General features: G+C 34.9%; 16 protein-coding genes and 1 pseudogene. 7 read left to right on the top strand and 10 right to left on the bottom strand.

Annotation, left to right across the window (positions count from 1 at the left end; translation table 11 throughout):
- Positions 1 to 49 precede the first annotated feature (49 nt).
- Complete coding sequence (locus tag CD128_RS09430; protein WP_103329677.1) at positions 50 to 622, bottom strand: helix-turn-helix domain-containing protein; 573 nt, start codon at positions 620 to 622, stop codon at positions 50 to 52.
- Positions 623 to 1,023: 401 nt separating this feature from the next.
- Here CD128_RS09430 and CD128_RS09425 point away from each other — a divergent pair.
- Positions 1,024 to 1,656 (top strand): annotated as a pseudogene (locus CD128_RS09425) (FMN-dependent NADH-azoreductase); the annotation flags it as partial.
- Between the two features lie 71 nt (positions 1,657 to 1,727).
- Here the strand turns inward: CD128_RS09425 and CD128_RS09420 are convergent.
- The 9 genes from CD128_RS09420 to rpmH form a co-directional block, all read right to left on the bottom strand.
- A complete protein-coding gene (locus tag CD128_RS09420; RefSeq protein WP_103329675.1) occupies positions 1,728 to 2,255 on the bottom strand; it encodes a TetR/AcrR family transcriptional regulator C-terminal ligand-binding domain-containing protein in 528 nt (175 codons plus the stop codon).
- Entirely contained in the window at positions 2,218 to 2,622 is a 405-nt protein-coding gene (locus CD128_RS09415; RefSeq protein WP_103329674.1) for a DUF3147 family protein, read from the bottom strand. The genes CD128_RS09420 and CD128_RS09415 overlap by 38 nt, the downstream gene beginning before the upstream one ends.
- Positions 2,623 to 2,640: 18 nt before the next feature.
- A complete protein-coding gene (locus tag CD128_RS09410) occupies positions 2,641 to 3,003 on the bottom strand; it encodes a DUF3147 family protein (protein WP_103329673.1) in 363 nt (120 codons plus the stop codon).
- Positions 3,004 to 3,182: 179 nt separating this feature from the next.
- The gene (noc, locus tag CD128_RS09405; protein ID WP_103329672.1) at positions 3,183 to 4,022 is read right to left on the bottom strand and encodes a nucleoid occlusion protein; all 840 of its coding nucleotides are present in this window, start codon (positions 4,020 to 4,022) and stop codon (positions 3,183 to 3,185) included.
- Positions 4,023 to 4,067: 45 nt separating this feature from the next.
- Complete coding sequence (rsmG, locus tag CD128_RS09400; RefSeq protein WP_103329671.1) at positions 4,068 to 4,790, bottom strand: 16S rRNA (guanine(527)-N(7))-methyltransferase RsmG; 723 nt, start codon at positions 4,788 to 4,790, stop codon at positions 4,068 to 4,070.
- Positions 4,790 to 6,667, bottom strand: a complete 1,878-nt coding sequence (gene mnmG, locus CD128_RS09395; RefSeq protein WP_103329670.1) for a tRNA uridine-5-carboxymethylaminomethyl(34) synthesis enzyme MnmG — start codon at positions 6,665 to 6,667, stop codon at positions 4,790 to 4,792. Before mnmG ends, rsmG begins: the two co-directional genes overlap by 1 nt.
- Before the next feature lie 89 nt (positions 6,668 to 6,756).
- A complete protein-coding gene (gene mnmE, locus CD128_RS09390; RefSeq protein ID WP_103297290.1) occupies positions 6,757 to 8,136 on the bottom strand; it encodes a tRNA uridine-5-carboxymethylaminomethyl(34) synthesis GTPase MnmE in 1,380 nt (459 codons plus the stop codon).
- A gap of 147 nt (positions 8,137 to 8,283) precedes the next feature.
- Positions 8,284 to 8,628: a ribonuclease P protein component gene (gene rnpA, locus CD128_RS09385; RefSeq protein ID WP_103329669.1), complete on the bottom strand. Its 345-nt coding sequence runs from the start codon at positions 8,626 to 8,628 to the stop codon at positions 8,284 to 8,286.
- A gap of 135 nt (positions 8,629 to 8,763) precedes the next feature.
- Positions 8,764 to 8,901, bottom strand: coding sequence for a 50S ribosomal protein L34 (gene rpmH / locus CD128_RS09380; RefSeq protein WP_000240855.1), 138 nt, complete (start codon positions 8,899 to 8,901; stop codon positions 8,764 to 8,766).
- A gap of 693 nt (positions 8,902 to 9,594) precedes the next feature.
- On the opposite strand from rpmH, the gene dnaA reads away from it, so the two are divergent.
- The 6 genes from dnaA to gyrA all read left to right on the top strand — a co-directional run bounded on the left by dnaA (position 9,595) and on the right by gyrA (position 18,838).
- Positions 9,595 to 10,950: a chromosomal replication initiator protein DnaA gene (gene dnaA / locus CD128_RS09375; protein WP_103329668.1), complete on the top strand. Its 1,356-nt coding sequence runs from the start codon at positions 9,595 to 9,597 to the stop codon at positions 10,948 to 10,950.
- 292 nt (positions 10,951 to 11,242) lie between these two features.
- Positions 11,243 to 12,376 carry a DNA polymerase III subunit beta gene (gene dnaN / locus CD128_RS09370; protein WP_103329667.1) on the top strand — a complete coding sequence of 378 codons (1,134 nt, stop codon included), beginning with the start codon at positions 11,243 to 11,245 and terminating at the stop codon, positions 12,374 to 12,376.
- A 386-nt stretch (positions 12,377 to 12,762) separates the two neighbouring features.
- Positions 12,763 to 13,005, top strand: coding sequence for a S4 domain-containing protein YaaA (yaaA, locus tag CD128_RS09365; RefSeq protein WP_174694733.1), 243 nt, complete (start codon positions 12,763 to 12,765; stop codon positions 13,003 to 13,005).
- Complete coding sequence (gene recF, locus CD128_RS09360; protein ID WP_103329666.1) at positions 13,002 to 14,117, top strand: DNA replication/repair protein RecF; 1,116 nt, start codon at positions 13,002 to 13,004, stop codon at positions 14,115 to 14,117. Before yaaA ends, recF begins: the two co-directional genes overlap by 4 nt.
- 9 nt (positions 14,118 to 14,126) lie before the next feature.
- Positions 14,127 to 16,061, top strand: coding sequence for a DNA topoisomerase (ATP-hydrolyzing) subunit B (gene gyrB, locus CD128_RS09355; protein ID WP_103329665.1), 1,935 nt, complete (start codon positions 14,127 to 14,129; stop codon positions 16,059 to 16,061).
- A gap of 104 nt (positions 16,062 to 16,165) precedes the next feature.
- On the top strand, positions 16,166 to 18,838 hold the full coding sequence (gene gyrA, locus CD128_RS09350) for a DNA gyrase subunit A (protein WP_103329664.1): 2,673 nt from the start codon (positions 16,166 to 16,168) through the stop codon (positions 18,836 to 18,838).
- The last annotated feature ends 347 nt before the right edge of the window (positions 18,839 to 19,185 follow it).

The following is a 19,185-nucleotide window of genomic DNA, read 5'->3' as shown; positions in this document are numbered from 1 at the left end:
CTACCAAAGACCTAAGAAGACTTTGCTCTTCTTAGGTCTTTTTTGTTCATTAAGGTAAAAAAGTATAGGTTAAATAACTACTTAGACTTGCAATAATTATGAATAATCCAACGAAAAAAACAAATGACAATACACTCGTTACTAAATCACGTGTTTTAGTCGTTTTAATCTCACTTGGATCCTTACCATTCATAAATGCCACTATTCTATCATAATTATCTAAATCATTTTTATATTTAATTTTATCTATTCTTATAGAACTATACATACCTATGCCTAAAAGAGCTATAATTATAACATAGCCCCAAATTCTGAAAAAATACATTAATGGACCAAGCAGTATAGCCCCTAATCCCATGAAAATAACCATCATCCACGCCCAAAAATCCATTTCTTTTTTTATCTTATCCATGTTCATGTTTTTCACGTCTCCTTTAACAAGATCATCAAGTGAGACATCAAATAATGTACACATCATCATCAAATTATGTATATCTGGATAACTTTTTTCAGTTTCCCAATTGGATATCGTTTGTCTAGAAACATATAATTTTTCTGCTAAATATTCTTGAGAATAACCCAATTTTTCTCGGTACTTTCTAATTTGACGACCAATTTCCATTATTTTTAGCTCCTTAAAGTAAATAATCTTATATTAATTTGAAGTAAGAAATAGTACTAACTTTATAGAAACGCTACTTCTCTTAAAAAGCTACCAAACCTTTTAGACAAAGTCACTTTTTTTATTGTCAAAATGCTTTTACATACTGTAATATCAATGTTTTTAGACGACCGTAAGACTGACACAACATAAAAAAAGTGAAACAAAAAAGTATTATACTTCTTCGCTTCATTTCATCTATTTGGTTATTTACCTTACCTTTTTAAAACATCATTTAATATTCTATTATTTTAATCCTCATCGAAGACGTAATAATTTGAGTTTTTACTTAAGCACAGTAAACTAAATTAAACTATAAAATATGAGAATAGTACATACTAACAAAGGAGCTAATTCATAGTATGAACACATTGCTTATAAATGCCCATCCTAATTTTCACAATGAAAACACATATACTGCTAAATTAAAGAATTTATTTTTAGAGAAATACAAAAATGCTTTTCCAAACGGAACGATTGAAGAACTTAACTTATATGATATCGCGTTACCATGTATCGAAGAAGCTCAACTATTAAATGTGTGGAATAAACAAAGTTCAGGTTCAACATTAACTGAGGACGAAACAAAGATAGCTAATTTACAAGCATTCTTACTCAAACAATTTAAAGAGCATCATCGCATTGTTATTCTAACGCCATTTCATAATTTCAATATTACATCACGATTAAAAGACTATATCGATAACATTATGATTGCTAGAGAAACATTTAAATATACAGAAGATGGCTCAGTTGGTTTAATGACTGATGATTATAAAGCGTTATTACTTCAAGCAAGCGGTGGCATTTATACAAATGACGATCGTTACATGCCTCTCGAGTTCTCTCACTATTATTTAAAAGAAATGTTTAAAGAGATTATGGGATTTGATGAATTTTATATTGCACGTGCTCAAGGTACATCTGTTTTATCGGAAAATAAAATCCTAAACGCAGCAAATGAAGATTTAAACCAAGTATTTGATGCATTTTACACAAAAGATAAATCAAATTACACTATTATAAAAATTAAAAAAGTGATACAAGAATCACTCTCATTCTTGTATCACTTTCCAAATGCTTTTAATACAATTTTTAACATTCTTTCGATATAATCCTCATCTAATACATTAGGTTTAATCAAAATATTGAAATAAATCGGTGAGAAGATTAAATCTATAAACATATCTTGATCCGCTTCATCAATATGTCTAGCTACAATAGATTTTAAACTCTTACGGTTACTTTCAAAATAACCTTTCATAAATAATTCGCGTGCTTCACTTTGTTGATTACTAATCAATATTTCAATAACTGCACGTCCCAAGTTTGTTTTATAAATTTCCATAATTCTTATTATAAATGAGTATAAATCTTCATGTTCATGCTCAAAAACTTGAGTTCTACTCACAAACATATCTACAATAATTGATGCTTTATCCTTCCAACGTCGATATATTGTAGCTTTAGATATACCAGTATTTTCTGCGAGTTGATCAATTGTAATCTCTCTAAAATGTGTGTCTTCTAATAACTTATCTATTTCATTAAATATTTTATGATTGATTGTCGGATCTTTCGGTCTTCCAGCCATGTTTTCCCCTTCTTAATCTTAAATGCGCAATAAATTCTACGATTTCAAATATGATTACCGCACTAACAAACCATACGATAAATCCTACTACAATGCTTAATAACCATTGATTAGTATAGTATAGCATCGCCCAAGTTGCTAAGATACTAAATAACACGCCAGTCATTCCAAATACAGCACCCCTACTCACGTGTTTCGCAATGACGTCGCCATGTTGCATGCCCGTAATAAATAATGAAACTAAAAAGACTGCAGGTAATGTAGCAAATACACCTCCTAATTCTTTCCAAGGTAAAATAACTGAAATAATATAGCTTAATGTAACTGCAATGCCACCCACAAGAAATTTGATAAATGCTAATTTCATTGAAAATGCCTCCAACTATTACGAAATATGTCTAACTGCAAAGATAGAAAGTGAAATAACGACCCAGCAAATTAATGCAAAAATCGTACCTCGTTTATAATCTCTTTTACTAATATAGAGAGAAGTTAAAAAGACAGTAATAATACATGAAATGATGCCGATAACCGCGCCAGCACTTAAATGAATAGACATTTGAACAAGTTTATCGCCACGATGGTCTATTGCTAATGCGATTATAGCTGCGAGGTAGACTGCAGGCATAGTTGCGATAATGCCTCCAATTTTACCTCCAACCTTTTCAGCCATAATAGAGGCAACGGCGACTGCCAATCCGCCAATCACAAAATGAAGTATAGAACTTGAAATTGATATCCCGAACACTTTGAAACCCTTCTTCTTCAATTATTAAACGAAACGTTTCGTTTAATAATATTGTAAATCTAAAATTCAGGTATGTAAACAACTAAAAAATCATTAATATCCAATTTATTTAACTGGTATTTTAAATCCTTATTTAAAAAAATCTCCTTTAAGTTATCGCACTAAAAGGAGATTTATACTTACTTTTTATATATTTTAATTTTAATTTCATAATAATCATCATGATCTTTATCGCGTTGTTCTACGCGTATACCTGATGATTCGATAGCTTGTATGCTTTTTCCCACTTCATCTCGGGCTTGTGTTAAATCTTTCTCAAATTGGAAGTTCTGAGCTTTAACTTTTTCAGGTCCGACTTTTTGTTTAACGCGGGCTTCTGTTTGTTTCACATTTAATTTTTGGCTTATCACTTGTTCAATTAGCTTTTCTTGTTCTTCGTGTTCAAGAGATAGAACCGCGCGGGCATGACGCTCTGAAATTTTACCTTCTCGTAAACGCATAATTACTTTTGGCGCTAATTTAAGTAATCTTAGTTTATTCGCAATAAAGCTTTGGCTTTTACCTAAGCTTTTCGCAAGTTCACTTTGTGTTGTTTCGCCAATCTCAAGTAACTTTTTATAAGCTTCCGCTTCTTCTACCGCAGACAAGTTTTCACGTTGAATATTCTCAATCAACGCAACCACTGCTGTTTCTTCGTCATTCATATGGCGAATAATGACGTCTGCTTGAGCTTTATGCAACGACTGTAATGCTCTGAAACGGCGTTCCCCAGCTATAATTTCGTACATGTCTTCTTCGATAGGACGTACGACAATTGGCTGTAATAGCCCGTGTTCATCAATCGATTCTGCCAATTCCTCAATCTTGCTCGCATCAAACACTTGTCTAGGTTGATAGCGATTGGGAACGATACGCTCTATTTGAATGGATTCAACACTTGAATTACGGTCTTCTTCAATGTAGCCAACGATGTCCTCTTTATTTTTTAAACCAAACAATTTTGAAAAAGGTTTTTTCATTATCCATTCACTCCTCTTAAAATTAATTTTATCATGTCTTTATGATTAATTTTCTAATAAAGGAGATTTATTAGGCGTACCGGGCTTTCTAGGATACTTCTTAGACGTTTGACGACGTTTATCAATAATAATCATCTGTCTTTCGCCAGCCTCTTCAGGTAAGTCGAATGTATAAGAATCGCTGAAGACACCACCTAAAATACCAATCCCATAATGCGCTTCTTCTAACTCTTCTTCTCCTTTTGAAGACTTCAATGCGATGAAATGTCCTCCCTTTTTAACAAGAGGTAAACATAACTCACTTAAAACAGTTAATCTTGCTACAGCACGTGCTGTTACAACATCATAAGTTTCTCGATTAGCACCTTTACCAAATAATTCGGCACGATCGTGAACAAAGCTTACTTCCGTTAAACCAAGCTCAGCTGCTAAATGATTCAAGAATTGAATACGTTTATTTAAAGAATCGACAATCGTTACTTTTAACTCTGGATAAACAATTTTCAGTGGAATACTTGGGAAACCAGCACCTGCCCCTACATCACAGATGGCAAGTGGCTGGTTAAAGTCATAATAAAAGCTTGGTGTAATTGAATCATAGAAATGCTTCAGATAAACTTCATGTTCATCCGTAATACTTGTTAAATTCATTTTTTCATTCCATTCAACAAGCAATTGATAATACGTTTCAAATTGTTCTTTTTGTTTATCTGATAATTCAATTCCATGTTCACTTAATTCTTTAGCTAGCCATTCTACGCCACTCATTAACTTTTCACCCTTTGCAATTTACCTTGTTCTAAATAAACAAGTAAGATTGAGATATCTGCTGGATTTACGCCTGAAATACGTGATGCTTGCGCAATATTTAATGGTTTAACTTCAGCTAATTTTTCACGAGCTTCAGTCGCCAAACTATCCACTTTACTGTAATCTAAGTCTTCTGGAATTTTTTTCTCTTCCATACGTTTTACTTTTTCAACTTGTTGTAATGATTTATTGATATAACCTTCATATTTCGTTTGAATTTCAACTTGTTCTTCAACCGCTTCAGGTAGTTTATGATCTTCTTCTAAGATTTCTAAGATTGTGTCATAGCTCATTTCAGGACGACGTAATAAATCAATAGCTAAGATACCATCTTTAAGACGTGAACCACCATTTGCTTCAATAACAGATTGTGTGTGCTCATTAGGTTTGATACGAATATTTGTTAAACGTTCGATTTCGTCTTCAATTTGTTGACGTTTTTCGTTAAAGCGCGCATAACGTTCTTCTGAAATCATGCCTAATTCATGACCTACATCAGTTAAACGTAGGTCTGCATTATCATGGCGAAGTAATAAACGATATTCAGCACGAGACGTTAATAGACGATAAGGTTCGTTTGTACCTTTTGTTACTAAGTCGTCGATTAACACGCCAATATAAGCGTCTGAACGGCTTAAGATTTTTTCGCCTGTACCTAAAACTTTACCTGCAGCGTTAATACCAGCCATGATACCTTGGCCTGCCGCTTCTTCGTATCCTGACGTACCGTTAATTTGACCCGCAGTATATAAGTTTTTAATCATTTTAGTTTCTAATGTTGGCCATAATTGCGTTGGCACAATTGCGTCATATTCAATGGCATAACCTGCACGCATCATGTCCGCCTTTTCAAGACCAGGAATCGTTGCTAACATTTCGCGTTGCACGTGTTCTGGAAGACTCGTAGATAAACCTTGCACATACACTTCATTCGTATTGCGACCTTCAGGCTCTAGGAAAAGTTGGTGTCTAGGTTTATCGTTGAAACGCACAAATTTATCTTCAATTGATGGGCAGTAACGTGGGCCAGTACCTTTAATCATTCCTGAGTACATAGCTGATAAATGTAAATTATCATCGATTACTTTATGCGTTTTATCATTTGTATACGTTAACCAACATGGAAGTTGATCTAAAATATATTCTGTTGTTTCAAAGCTAAACGCACGTCCTACGTCGTCACCAGGTTGAATTTCTGTCTTAGAATAATCAATTGTTTTAGAATTCACACGTGGTGGTGTACCTGTTTTAAAGCGAACGACTTCAAAGCCAAGTTCTCTTAAATTATCAGCTAAAGTAATGGAAGGAAGTTGATGGTTCGGGCCACTTGAATACTTCATGTTACCTAAGATAATCTCACCACGTAAGAATGTACCTGTAGTAATGACAACCGCTTTCGAACGATATTCTGTTCCAATATTTGTGCGCACACCTTTAACTTCGTTATCTTCAATAATTAATTCATCTACCATGCCTTGCATGATATCTAAATTCTCTTCATCTTCAATCACGCGTTTCATTTCTTGTTGATATAACACTTTATCCGCTTGCGCTCTTAACGCACGTACTGCTGGGCCTTTCCCAGTATTTAACATACGCATTTGAATGTGCGTTTTATCAATCGCTTTCGCCATTTGGCCACCTAATGCGTCAATCTCCCGTACTACGATACCTTTAGCTGGTCCCCCTACTGATGGGTTACATGGCATAAAGGCGATATTATCTAAGTTAATTGTTAACATTAATGTTTTAGCGCCACGTCTTGCTGAAGCTAAGCCTGCTTCAATCCCAGCATGACCTGCTCCAATGACAATTACATCATATTCTTGAACCACTTTATTGACCTCCTTCATATATTCCTACATTTTTTATTTATGAAAATTAAGACACCCTACCGTCTCATTTTTTTAATATTTATTAATAACTATTTACCTAAACAGAATTGACTAAATAATTGATCGATTAATTCATCACTTGCAGATTCACCAATAATTTCACCAAGTAATTCCCAAGTACGAGTTAAATCGATTTGAACCATATCCATTGGAATACCTGATTCAGCTGCATCAATAGCATCTTGAATGGCATGTCTTGCTTGTTTTAATAACGAAATGTGTCTTGAGTTAGAAACATATGTCATGTCTTGGTTTTGAACTTCGCCACCAAAGAATAAATCTCTAATTTGAATTTCTAATTCATCGATACCCTCTTGTTTCAGCATAGACGTTTGAATAAGTGGTGTATCGCCAATCATTTCTTTCACTTCTGCAATATCTAATTTTTGTTCTAAATCAGTTTTATTAACAATAACAATCGCATCTTCATTTTTAATAACTTCATACAATGTGCGATCTTCTTGTGTTAATGGTTCATTATTATTAAGCACGAAAAGTATTAAATCTGCTTCACTTAATGCTTTACGCGAACGTTCTACACCGATTTTTTCTACTATATCTTCAGTGTCACGAATACCTGCCGTATCCACTAATCTTAATGGTACACCACGTACATTAACGTATTCTTCTAATACATCACGTGTCGTACCTGCGACTTCCGTTACAATGGCTTTATTATCTTGAATAAGGTTATTTAACATTGAAGATTTACCTACGTTTGGTTTACCTACAATAACTGTTGAAAGACCTTCTCTCATGATTTTACCTTGTGTTCCAGTTTCTAACAGAAGGTTAATTTCATTTTTGATTTTCTTAGACTGTTCTAATAAGAATTCAGTCGTCGCATCTTCAACATCATCATATTCTGGATAATCGATATTCACTTCTACTTGTGCGAGAATTTCTAAGATAGATTGACGTTGGCGTTTAATTAAATCACTTAAACGACCTTCAATTTGGTTCATTGCCACTTTAGAAGCGCGATCTGTTTTAGAACGAATGAAATCCATTACCGCTTCAGCTTGAGATAAATCAATACGTCCATTAAGGAAAGCACGCTTTGTATATTCGCCTGGCTCTGCCATTCGAGCACCATGTGTCATTGTAAGTTCTAAAATACGGTTAATTGTTAAAATACCACCGTGACAGTTGATTTCAATAATATCTTCACGCGTGAATGTTCTTGGCGCACGTAACACAGAAATCATTACTTCTTCGACCACTTCATTTGTTTCTGGGTCTACAATATGCCCATAGTTAATTGTATGTGAATCTACGTCTTCTAATTTTTTCTTTCCTTTATATAGCTTATCTCCAATTTCTACTGCTTGTGGTCCAGATAAACGGACAATACCAATAGCACCCTCACCCATTGGCGTTGAAATACTAGTTATTGTATCAAAATCCATGATTATCCTCGCCTCCTTATCCAAGTAAAATTTCATTATAACATTGTAATTTGTTTCTTTTGAAAATGCGAATATCTTGATTTACCGCAATTAAGTAAGACTACGGGTTGTCTGAAGTTAGACTGAAGAACGTCTAATATTAGCAATTTATTTTATCTTCTTATTAAATACTTTCGCAATCTTCAATACGTGTTCTAAACTGCCTTGAATTTCTAATGTCGACATATCTTTCGCAGGTTGTCTTGCTATTACAATAATATCGCGAGCAATGAGATCTTGTTTGTGTACTTTAAAATTTTCTCTGATAGCTCTTTTGATTCTATTTCTAGTTACGGCATTTCCTAGTTTTTTAGATACGCTAATTCCTAAGCGAAAATGTTCATTATTACTATTATAGGTGTAAACTACGAACTGTCTGTTTGCTACGGATTTACCTTTTTTATAAATAGTTTGGAAATCCGTATTCTTTTTTATACGATACGCCTTCTCCACGTTTACATCACTCGCTTATTTTAATCTTTGCTTTAAATTTACCTATTTATATAATTATCTGCGTTTGAATCGGCACTTTACTTTATTTTAATTACCTTTCAAACGAAAAAAAAGACCACTGAGAAGTCAGTGATCTTATGCTGATAAAACTTTACGGCCTTTACGACGACGACGCGCTAAAACTTTACGGCCATTTTTAGTGCTCATGCGTTTTCTGAAACCATGAACTTTACTATGTTTACGTTTATTTGGTTGATAAGTACGTTTTACCATGCAAAACACCTCCATCTACTTATTATCCAGTTCATTATTAAGTCTGAATGAACCTGATTATTTTAATAGATAAATTATACTTTCTGATATCAGAATTCTTGATTTAATTAAATTTTATCTAGTCATAATTCAAGCAACTACTACAATATAACAAATTACCATTTATAAAGCAAGCAGCATTTAAAAGCAACCCTACATTTTTTTATTAAAATTTGCTTTTTCTTCATTATTAATATTTATACATTTGTAGTTCCTCATTATCAAAGCAATTTTATTCATTTTTAATACACGTTTATAAATTATTTCCCAAAACTGTTATAGTACATTTTCAGCTTCTGAAAAATAACACTTAATTTTATCCACTTATTCACAAATAGTATTGAAAATATTGTGGATAATCAAGCTAATATTCACAACTTTATACCGAATTTAACAACATATTCACAGCCGATTGACATCTATCCTAGTTAAAAAGTATAATTGTGTGGATAAGTCGTCTAACTCATTATTTTTACAGGATTTATTTATAGATTTTATATACATAATTAGTGTGAATAAATCATAGCATACCTAAAGTTATCCACCGATTGTTATTAACTTGTGGATAATTATTAACATGCTGTGATTATTTTTATCCACTCGTTCTAATTTCTGTGTATAAGTCTTAAATTTATAGAAAGATGGAGTTTATATATGTCAGAACAAGAAATTTGGAAAAAGGTATTAGAGGTTGCTCAAACAGAAATCTCAAAGACTACTTTTAATACGTTTTTAAAAGATACAGAACTCAAAGAAATTCGCGATAATGTTGCATATATTTATGTCATTGATGAATTTTATGCTAATTGGCTAAATTCAAATTACAAAGACGTTATACAAAGTATTATGAAAGATATTATTGGTGATGAAGTTGATCCTAAATTTTTCACTGCTGCACAGTTAGCTGAACTCGATGAAAGCAGTCGCAAGTCTTCTAAACCGAAAGAAACTAAAACTCAAACAATTGAAGACCCTCATGAAGGTACTGATCAATTCGATACTCATAACACGTTTGATACTTTCGTTATTGGACCTGGCAACCGTTTTCCTCATGCTGCAAGCTTAGCTGTGGCTGAAGCACCAGCTCAAGCCTATAATCCTTTATTTATTTACGGGGGCGTTGGTTTAGGTAAAACGCATTTAATGCATGCGATTGGACATCATGTATTAAGTAATCAACCTAATGCTAAAGTGCTTTATACCTCTAGTGAGAAATTTACTAATGACTTCATTAAATCTATTCGTAACAATGAACCTGAAGCATTCAGAGAGAAATATAGAAATATTGATGTTTTACTGATTGATGACATTCAATTTATTCAGAACAAAGAGCAAACACAAGAAGAATTCTTCCATACTTTTAATGAGTTACATCAAAATAAAAAACAAATTGTTATTTCAAGTGATCGCCCACCTAAAGAAATTGCAAAGCTTGAAGATCGCTTACGTTCACGCTTTGAATGGGGCTTAATCGTTGATATTACGCCACCTGATTATGAAACTCGTATGGCTATTCTTCAAAAGAAAATCGAAGAAGAGAATTTAGAAATCCCAGCAGAAGCGTTGAATTATATCGCAAATCAAATTCAATCTAACATCCGTGAATTAGAAGGGGCTTTAACGCGTTTACTTGCTTACTCAAAACTTCAAGGAAGACCTGTCACAACAGAATTAGCAGCAGAAGCGCTTAAAGATATTATTCAAGTTCCTAAATCTAAAAAGATTTCAATTCAAGATATTCAAAAAGTTGTGGGTCATTACTATAATGTGCGTATTGAAGACTTTAGTGCGAAGAAACGTACGAAATCTATTGCTTACCCACGCCAAATTGCAATGTACTTATCTAGAGAATTAACTGATTTTTCATTACCAAAAATTGGTGAAGAATTTGGTGGCCGCGATCATACGACAGTCATTCACGCTCATGAAAAAATTGCTAATGATATTAAAGCGGATAGCATTTTCAAACAAGAAGTTGAAGATCTTGAGAAAGAAATTCGTAAGCAATAAGTTGTAACTGTTATATAACAGATTACATTCTTCTGAAGTGGGAAATAAAAAAATGAATCTAGAAGCTAAATTTTTTAGTTAAAAATGGCTTTCGTTGTTTTAAAATGAAAATAGGAATATGTGGATAATGTTTAAAAGTAATACACACCATCAACAGTTTATCCACATGTGTATAACTTTGCCATTTAAGGCTTTTTCTAAGATATCCACTAATCCACAGGCCCTACTACTATTACTATGAATTTAAAACCTATATAATTTATATATAAACGACTGGAAGGAGTTTAGATTAATAATGGAATTCACAATTAAAAGAGATTATTTTATCACTCAATTAAATGACACATTAAAAGCAATCTCACCAAGAACAACTTTACCAATCTTAACAGGTATCAAGATTGACGCTAAAGATAACGAAGTGATTCTTACTGGTTCAGATTCTGAAATCTCTATTGAAATCACTATTCCTAAACAAGTAGATGGTGAAGATATTGTCACTATTGCTGAAACTGGTTCTGTAGTACTTCCTGGTCGTTTCTTTGTAGACATTATCAAAAAATTACCAGGTAAAGACGTAAAATTATCAACAAATGAACAGTTCCAAACTTTAATTACATCAGGTCATTCAGAGTTTAACTTAAGTGGTTTAGATCCTGATCAATATCCACTGTTACCACAAGTTTCACGTGATGACGCAATTCAATTATCAGTAAAAGTACTTAAAAACATCATTGCGCAAACAAATTTCGCAGTGTCCACCTCAGAAACACGCCCAGTCTTAACTGGTGTGAACTGGCTTATACAAGATAATGAATTAATATGCACTGCGACTGACTCACACCGCTTGGCTGTAAGAAAGTTAAAACTTGAAGATGAGTCTGAAAACAAAAATGTCATCATTCCAGGTAAAGCACTATCTGAATTAAACAAAATTATGAGTGACAGCGATGAAGACATTGATATCTTCTTTGCATCTAACCAAGTGTTATTCAAAGTAGGTAACGTCAACTTCATTTCTCGTTTACTAGAAGGACATTATCCTGATACGACACGTTTATTCCCAGAGAATTATGAAATCAAATTAGGATTAAACAACGGTGAGTTTTATCACGCAATCGACCGTGCTTCATTACTTGCACGCGAAGGCGGCAATAACGTTATTAAATTAAGTACAGGCAACGAAGTAGTGGAATTATCTTCAACATCACCTGAAATCGGTACTGTAAAAGAAGAAGTTACAGCAACTGATGTTGAAGGTGGCAACTTAAAGATTTCGTTCAACTCTCGTTACATGATGGACGCTTTAAAAGCCATCGACAATGATGAAGTTGAAGTAGAATTCTTCGGTACAATGAAACCATTCATTCTTAAACCTAAAAATGATGATTCAGTGACACAATTGATCTTACCAATCAGAACATATTAGAAACTATAAGAGCAGGACAGTGAAATCTTTTTATAGATTAGATTTCCGTCCTGCTTTTTATTTATCTTTGAAAATTCATTTTAAGCCCTCTCAGCCGTTCACTGTGGCTAAAGAGTTAATGACTTGTGGATAAATATTGTTTTTCTCATTTTTAAGCTAAAATAGGCCTTAAAATTAAAAATTGGACATATGCAAATCTCCAACTCATGAAATTAGCATTTTCAAAAAGCAAAAAAGCCGCTTCAAACCTCTTAAATTCTAGCTAAAATTCAATCAAAAATGGCTTATAAAAAACTTCTGTTAAAGTAAGCGGTTTCACATTCCATTTTAAATGAAATTTAATCCTAAAAAAGGTATAATATATTAATGACACATAAAGAAACGGAGTGATTATTTTGGTTCAAGAAGTCGTAGTTGATGGCGACATCACGTTAGGTCAATTTCTTAAAACAGAAGGCATCATAGAGTCTGGTGGACAAGCAAAATGGTTCTTACAAGATTATGAAGTTTTAATTAACGGTGAACGTGAAACACGTCGCGGTAAAAAACTAGCTGACCAAGATCGAATTGATTTCCCTGATATTCCTGAAATTGATTCTGTAATCATTATTCATCAAGGTGAACAATGAAGCTTAAAACACTCCAATTAGAAAATTATCGTAACTATGAAGAGGTTACGTTAAATTGTCATCCTGAAGTGAATATTCTTATTGGCGAAAATGCCCAAGGGAAGACAAATTTACTTGAATCAATATATACGCTAGCTTTGGCAAAAAGTCATCGTACCTCTAATGATAAGGAGCTCATACGGTTTAATGCTGATTATGCTAAAATAGAGGGTGAGCTAAGTTATAGACACGGAACAATGCCACTGACAATGTTTATAACTAAAAAAGGTAAACAAGTTAAAGTGAACCACTTAGAGCAAAGTCGACTAACACAATATGTTGGACATCTTAATGTGGTTCTTTTTGCGCCTGAAGATTTAAATATTGTTAAAGGTTCTCCTCAAATACGTCGTCGTTTTATAGATATGGAATTAGGTCAGATATCTGCCGTTTATTTAAACGATTTAGCTCAATATCAACGTATTCTTAAACAAAAGAATAACTATTTGAAGCAGTTACAACTTGGTCAGAAGACGGACACAACTATGTTGGAAGTGTTAAATCAACAATTTGCGCAATACGCCCTTAATGTGACGTTAAGACGCGACCATTTTATAAAAGAGCTAGAATCTTTAGCTAAACCTATTCATTCAGGTATTACAAATGAGCGTGAAACGTTGTCTTTAAAGTATTTACCGAGTATTAAGTTAAGTGATACAGAGAAAGACGAAAGCGAACTGTTAGACGAAGTGCTTAACTTGTTAAATGACAATATTAAACGTGAAATGGAGCGCGGTGTGTGTTTATACGGGCCACATAGAGATGACTTAGGGTTTAACGTAAACGGTATGGATGCTCAGACATATGGCTCGCAAGGGCAGCAACGTACGACGGCGTTATCCATCAAGTTAGCAGAAATAGAATTAATGAATATTGAAGTTGGAGAATATCCCATCTTGTTATTAGATGACGTACTAAGTGAGTTAGATGATTCTCGTCAAACCCATTTATTAAGTACGATTCAACATAAAGTACAAACATTTGTAACAACGACGTCAGTAGAGGGCATCGATCATGAAATTATGAATAATGCGAAACTCTACCGAATCAGTCAAGGTGAAATTATTAAGTAATAGAAAGTGATGGTGAATACATTGTCAGATGTAAACAACACAGATAATTATGGTGCTGGACAGATACAGGTATTAGAAGGACTAGAAGCGGTTCGTAAAAGACCTGGTATGTATATTGGTTCAACTTCAGAAAGAGGCTTACACCATTTAGTATGGGAAATCGTGGATAACAGTATTGACGAGGCACTTGCTGGTTATGCCAATGAAATAGAAGTCATTATTGAAAAAGATAACTGGATTAAAGTAACTGACAATGGCCGTGGTATTCCTGTTGATATTCAAGAAAAAATGGGACGCCCAGCAGTAGAAGTTATCTTAACTGTATTACATGCCGGTGGTAAATTCGGCGGTGGCGGATACAAAGTTTCTGGTGGTCTTCACGGCGTAGGATCATCTGTTGTAAATGCCTTATCTGAGCAGTTAGAAGTATACGTTCATCGTAACGATACAATTTATCATCAAGCTTATAAACGAGGCGTACCTCAATTTGATCTTAAAGAAGTGGGTTCAACAGATAAAACAGGTACAGCGATTCGCTTTAAAGCCGATGCAGAAATCTTTACTGAAACAACAGTTTATAATTACGATACACTTCAAAAACGTATCAGAGAGTTAGCTTTCTTAAATAAAGGTATCTCAATCACTTTAAGAGACGAACGTGAGGAAGAAGAACAACGTGAAGATACATATCACTATGAAGGTGGTATTAAATCATACGTTGAATTATTAAACGAGAATAAAGAGCCTATCCACGATGAGCCAATTTATATTCACCAAACTAAAGATGACGTAGAAATTGAAATTGCGATGCAATACAACAGTGGCTATGCGACGAATTTATTATCTTATGCCAATAATATTCATACGTACGAAGGCGGGACTCACGAAGATGGTTTCAAACGTGCGTTAACGCGTGTGCTGAATAGTTATGGTACTCAAAGTAAGATCATTAAAGATGATAAAGAACGTTTATCTGGTGAAGATACACGCGAAGGTTTGACTGCGGTTGTTTCAATTAAACATGGCGACCCTCAATTCGAAGGACAAACTAAAACGAAATTAGGTAACTCTGAAGTGCGTCAAATTGTGGATAAATTGTTCGCAGAGCACTTTGAAAGATTCCTATATGAGCATCCTAATGTGGCTAGAACGATTGTTGAAAAGGGAATTATGGCATCACGCGCACGTGTAGCTGCTAAAAAAGCACGTGAAGTGACACGTCGCAAATCAGCCTTAGAAATCTCAAGCTTACCAGGTAAACTTGCAGACTGTTCTAGTAAAAAACCGGAAGAAAGTGAAATCTTCTTAGTAGAGGGTGACTCTGCCGGGGGGTCTACAAAAGAAGGCCGTGACTCTAAAACACAAGCGATTTTACCGTTAAGAGGTAAAATCTTAAATGTGGAGAAAGCACGTTTAGACCGTATCTTAAATAACAACGAAATTCGTCAAATGATTACAGCATTTGGTACGGGTATTGGTGGCGAATTCGATATTTCTAAAGCACGTTATCATAAGATTGTTATCATGACAGATGCCGATGTCGATGGTGCCCATATCAGAACGTTATTATTAACATTCTTTTATCGCTTTATGCGTCCACTTATTGAAGCGGGATATGTCTATATCGCACAACCACCATTGTACAAATTGACACAAGGTAAACAAAAATACTATGTGTTTAACGACCGTGAATTAGACAAATTGAAAGCAGAACTTAATCCTACGCCTAAATGGCAAATTTCTCGTTATAAAGGTTTAGGAGAAATGAATGCGGATCAATTATGGGAAACAACTATGAATCCTGAAAACCGCATGATGTTACAAGTAAAACTTGAAGATGCTTTAGATGCCGACCAAACATTTGAAATGTTAATGGGCGACGTTGTTGAGAATCGAAGACAATTTATTGAAGAAAATGCAGTATACGCAAACTTAGATTTCTAATTGATTGCCTATTTGCATAAGTTATAGCACAGGCTGTTAAACAATCGTACGTATTAACAGTCTGACTATTCATTTTTAAGTGATGATAGAAGGAGGATATCTTGATGGCTGACTTACCTCAATCAAGAATTAATGAACGAAATATAACCAGCGAAATGCGTGAATCATTCTTAGACTATGCAATGAGCGTTATCGTTTCACGTGCGCTACCTGATGTGCGTGATGGTTTAAAACCTGTACACCGTCGTATCTTATATGGTTTAAATGAACAAGGAATGACGCCTGATAAACCCTATAAGAAATCAGCTCGTATCGTTGGGGACGTAATGGGTAAATATCACCCTCACGGTGACTCTTCAATTTATGATGCCATGGTCCGAATGGCACAAACGTTTAGCTATCGTTATCCACTTGTAGATGGTCAAGGTAACTTTGGTTCAATGGACGGCGATGGTGCTGCGGCTATGCGTTATACAGAAGCCAAAATGACAAAGATTACATTGGAACTGTTACGCGATATCAATAAAGATACAATTGACTTTTTAGATAACTATGATGGTACTGAAAGAGAGCCGGAAGTCTTACCTTCTCGTTTCCCTAACCTTTTAGTGAACGGTGCTTCAGGTATCGCGGTAGGTATGGCTACTAATATTCCTCCTCATAATTTAACTGAAGTCATTGATGGTGTATTACATTTAAGTAAGAATCCAGACGTTACAATCGCAGAACTTATGGAAGATATCCAAGGCCCTGACTTCCCTACAGCGGGCTTAATTTTAGGGAAAAGTGGTATCCGACGCGCATATGAAACAGGACGTGGTTCAGTTCAAATGCGCGCACGTGCAGAAATCGAAGAACGTGGCGGCGGACGTCAACGTATCGTAGTCACCGAAATTCCATATCAAGTGAATAAAGCACGTATGATTGAAAAAATTGCAGAACTTGTACGTGATAAAAAAATCGAAGGTATTACAGACTTACGTGATGAGACAAGTTTACGTACAGGCGTAAGAATTGTAATAGATGTACGTAAAGACGCTAATGCGAATGTTATTCTTAATAATTTATACAAACAGACACCATTACAAACATCATTCGGTGTGAATATGATTGCCCTTGTACATGGTCGTCCTAAATTAATTAACTTAAAAGAAGCGTTAGTTGAATACTTAGAACACCAAAAAATTGTTGTACGTCGTCGTACTGAATATAACTTGAAGAAAGCGAAAGATCGTGCACATATCTTAGAAGGTTTACGTATTGCGTTAGACCATATCGATCAAATCATTTCTATCATTCGTGAATCTGATACAGATAAAATCGCTATGGAAACGTTACAAGAACGCTTTAAGCTTTCTGAACGCCAAGCCCAAGCTATTCTTGATATGCGTTTAAGACGTTTAACAGGTTTAGAACGCGATAAGATTGAATCAGAATATAATGAGTTATTAAATTACATTGCAGAATTAGAAGAAATTCTAGCAGATGAAGAAGTATTACTTCAATTAGTCCGCGATGAGTTAACTGAAATCAAAGAGCGTTTCGGTGATGAACGTCGTACAGAAATTCAATTAGGCGGCTTAGACGATTTAGAGGATGAAGACTTAATTCCAGAAGAACAAATCGTCATTACATTAAGTCATAATAACTATATTAAACGTCTACCTGTTTCAACATACCGTTCTCAAAACAGAGGTGGCCGTGGCGTGCAAGGCATGAATACGCTTGAAGAAGACTTTGTCAGCCAATTAGTTACACTAAGCACGCATGACAACGTACTATTCTTCACGAATAAAGGTCGCGTTTATAAACTTAAAGGTTATGAAGTGCCAGAACTTTCTCGTCAATCTAAAGGTATTCCAGTAATCAATGCGATTGAACTTGAGAATGACGAAGCCATTAGTACAATGATTGCCGTAAGGGATCTTGAAGACGAGAGTAGTTTCTTAGTATTTGCGACTAAGAAAGGTATTGTGAAACGTTCTGCGTTAAGCAACTTCTCACATATTAACAAGAACGGTAAGATTGCGATTGGTTTCAAAGAAGATGACGAACTGATTGCGGTCCGCTTAACTGATGGCAATCAAGACATCTTAATTGGTACATCTCACGCATCACTTATCCGCTTCTCTGAGAATAGTTTACGTCCATTAGGCCGTACAGCAGCAGGTGTAAGAGGTATCTCATTACGTGAAGACGACGTTGTAGTTGGTTTAGACGTCGCGCATGCAGACAGTGAAGATGAAGTTTTAGTTGTTACTGAAAATGGTTATGGTAAACGTACGCCAGTAAGTGAATATCGTTTATCTAATCGTGGTGGTAAAGGTGTTAAAACGGCTACTATCACAGAGCGTAACGGTAATATTGTATGTATCACTACAGTGACTGGCGATGAAGATTTAATGATGGTTACAAATGGTGGCGTCATTATTCGCTTACAAGTAGAGGATATTTCACAAACTGGTCGTTCAACACAAGGTGTGCGTCTAATGAAATTAGGCGAGGATCAATCTGTTTCTACGGTAGCTAAGGTTCAAGATAAAGCAGAAGATGAAGATTCAACAGAAGCGGCTCAAGCACAAGAAGGTACACCTAATGCGGAAAGTACAGAAAGTCCAAGTGAGCATGTTGTAGATGATGCTACGCCAGGTAATGCGCTTCATACGGAAACAACAGAAGATGATAGTAATGAACGCGTTGAGCTTAGACAAGACTTCATGGATCGTGTGAATGAAGATATTGAAAATGGTTCAGAAAACGATAGTGATAACGAATAATAATACGAAAATAAGACTACCCTCTCGTGAAGGTAGTCTTATTTTTTAATAGTTCTAAGATAGATGTTTACTCGTTTAAGTTGTGTCGCTTTCCTGGGGAGTAGCTCTTAGATGGATGCCACTCATTTTGTTGCGACGCTTTCTTGCGGGAAAGGCTCAAGCCTGTAGTATTGTAAAGGCGTTCTTAGATAGATGTTCACTCACTTAAGTTGAGATGCTTGCCTAGGGGGCTGGGTCGAGCCTTGGTCTCGACACTCATCCTGCTCCCTCAGGCGTCACTCAACTACGTTTCGTTATCTATCTTAGAACGCCTTACGCAAGTGCACGCCCACTTGTGTTCAATATAA

This window comes from Staphylococcus croceilyticus, assembly GCF_002902575.1.
Taxonomy (GTDB): domain Bacteria; phylum Bacillota; class Bacilli; order Staphylococcales; family Staphylococcaceae; genus Staphylococcus; species Staphylococcus croceilyticus.
The sequence above is the reverse complement of the archived record's forward strand: the minus strand, read 5'-3'. Positions and strand labels throughout refer to the sequence as shown.

Coding starts and splice junctions, on each gene's coding strand:
- CD128_RS09430 (WP_103329677.1), bottom strand. CDS start 622: ATGGAAATTGGTCGTCAAATTAGAAAGTACCGAGAAAAATTGGGTTAT.
- CD128_RS09420 (WP_103329675.1), bottom strand. CDS start 2,255: ATGGCTGGAAGACCGAAAGATCCGACAATCAATCATAAAATATTTAAT.
- CD128_RS09415 (WP_103329674.1), bottom strand. CDS start 2,622: ATGAAATTAGCATTTATCAAATTTCTTGTGGGTGGCATTGCAGTTACA.
- noc (WP_103329672.1), bottom strand. CDS start 4,022: ATGAAAAAACCTTTTTCAAAATTGTTTGGTTTAAAAAATAAAGAGGAC.
- rsmG (WP_103329671.1), bottom strand. CDS start 4,790: ATGAGTGGCGTAGAATGGCTAGCTAAAGAATTAAGTGAACATGGAATT.
- mnmE (WP_103297290.1), bottom strand. CDS start 8,136: ATGGATTTTGATACAATAACTAGTATTTCAACGCCAATGGGTGAGGGT.
- rpmH (WP_000240855.1), bottom strand. CDS start 8,901: ATGGTAAAACGTACTTATCAACCAAATAAACGTAAACATAGTAAAGTT.
- dnaA (WP_103329668.1), top strand. CDS start 9,595: ATGTCAGAACAAGAAATTTGGAAAAAGGTATTAGAGGTTGCTCAAACA.
- recF (WP_103329666.1), top strand. CDS start 13,002: ATGAAGCTTAAAACACTCCAATTAGAAAATTATCGTAACTATGAAGAG.
- gyrB (WP_103329665.1), top strand. CDS start 14,127: ATGGTGAATACATTGTCAGATGTAAACAACACAGATAATTATGGTGCT.
- gyrA (WP_103329664.1), top strand. CDS start 16,166: ATGGCTGACTTACCTCAATCAAGAATTAATGAACGAAATATAACCAGC.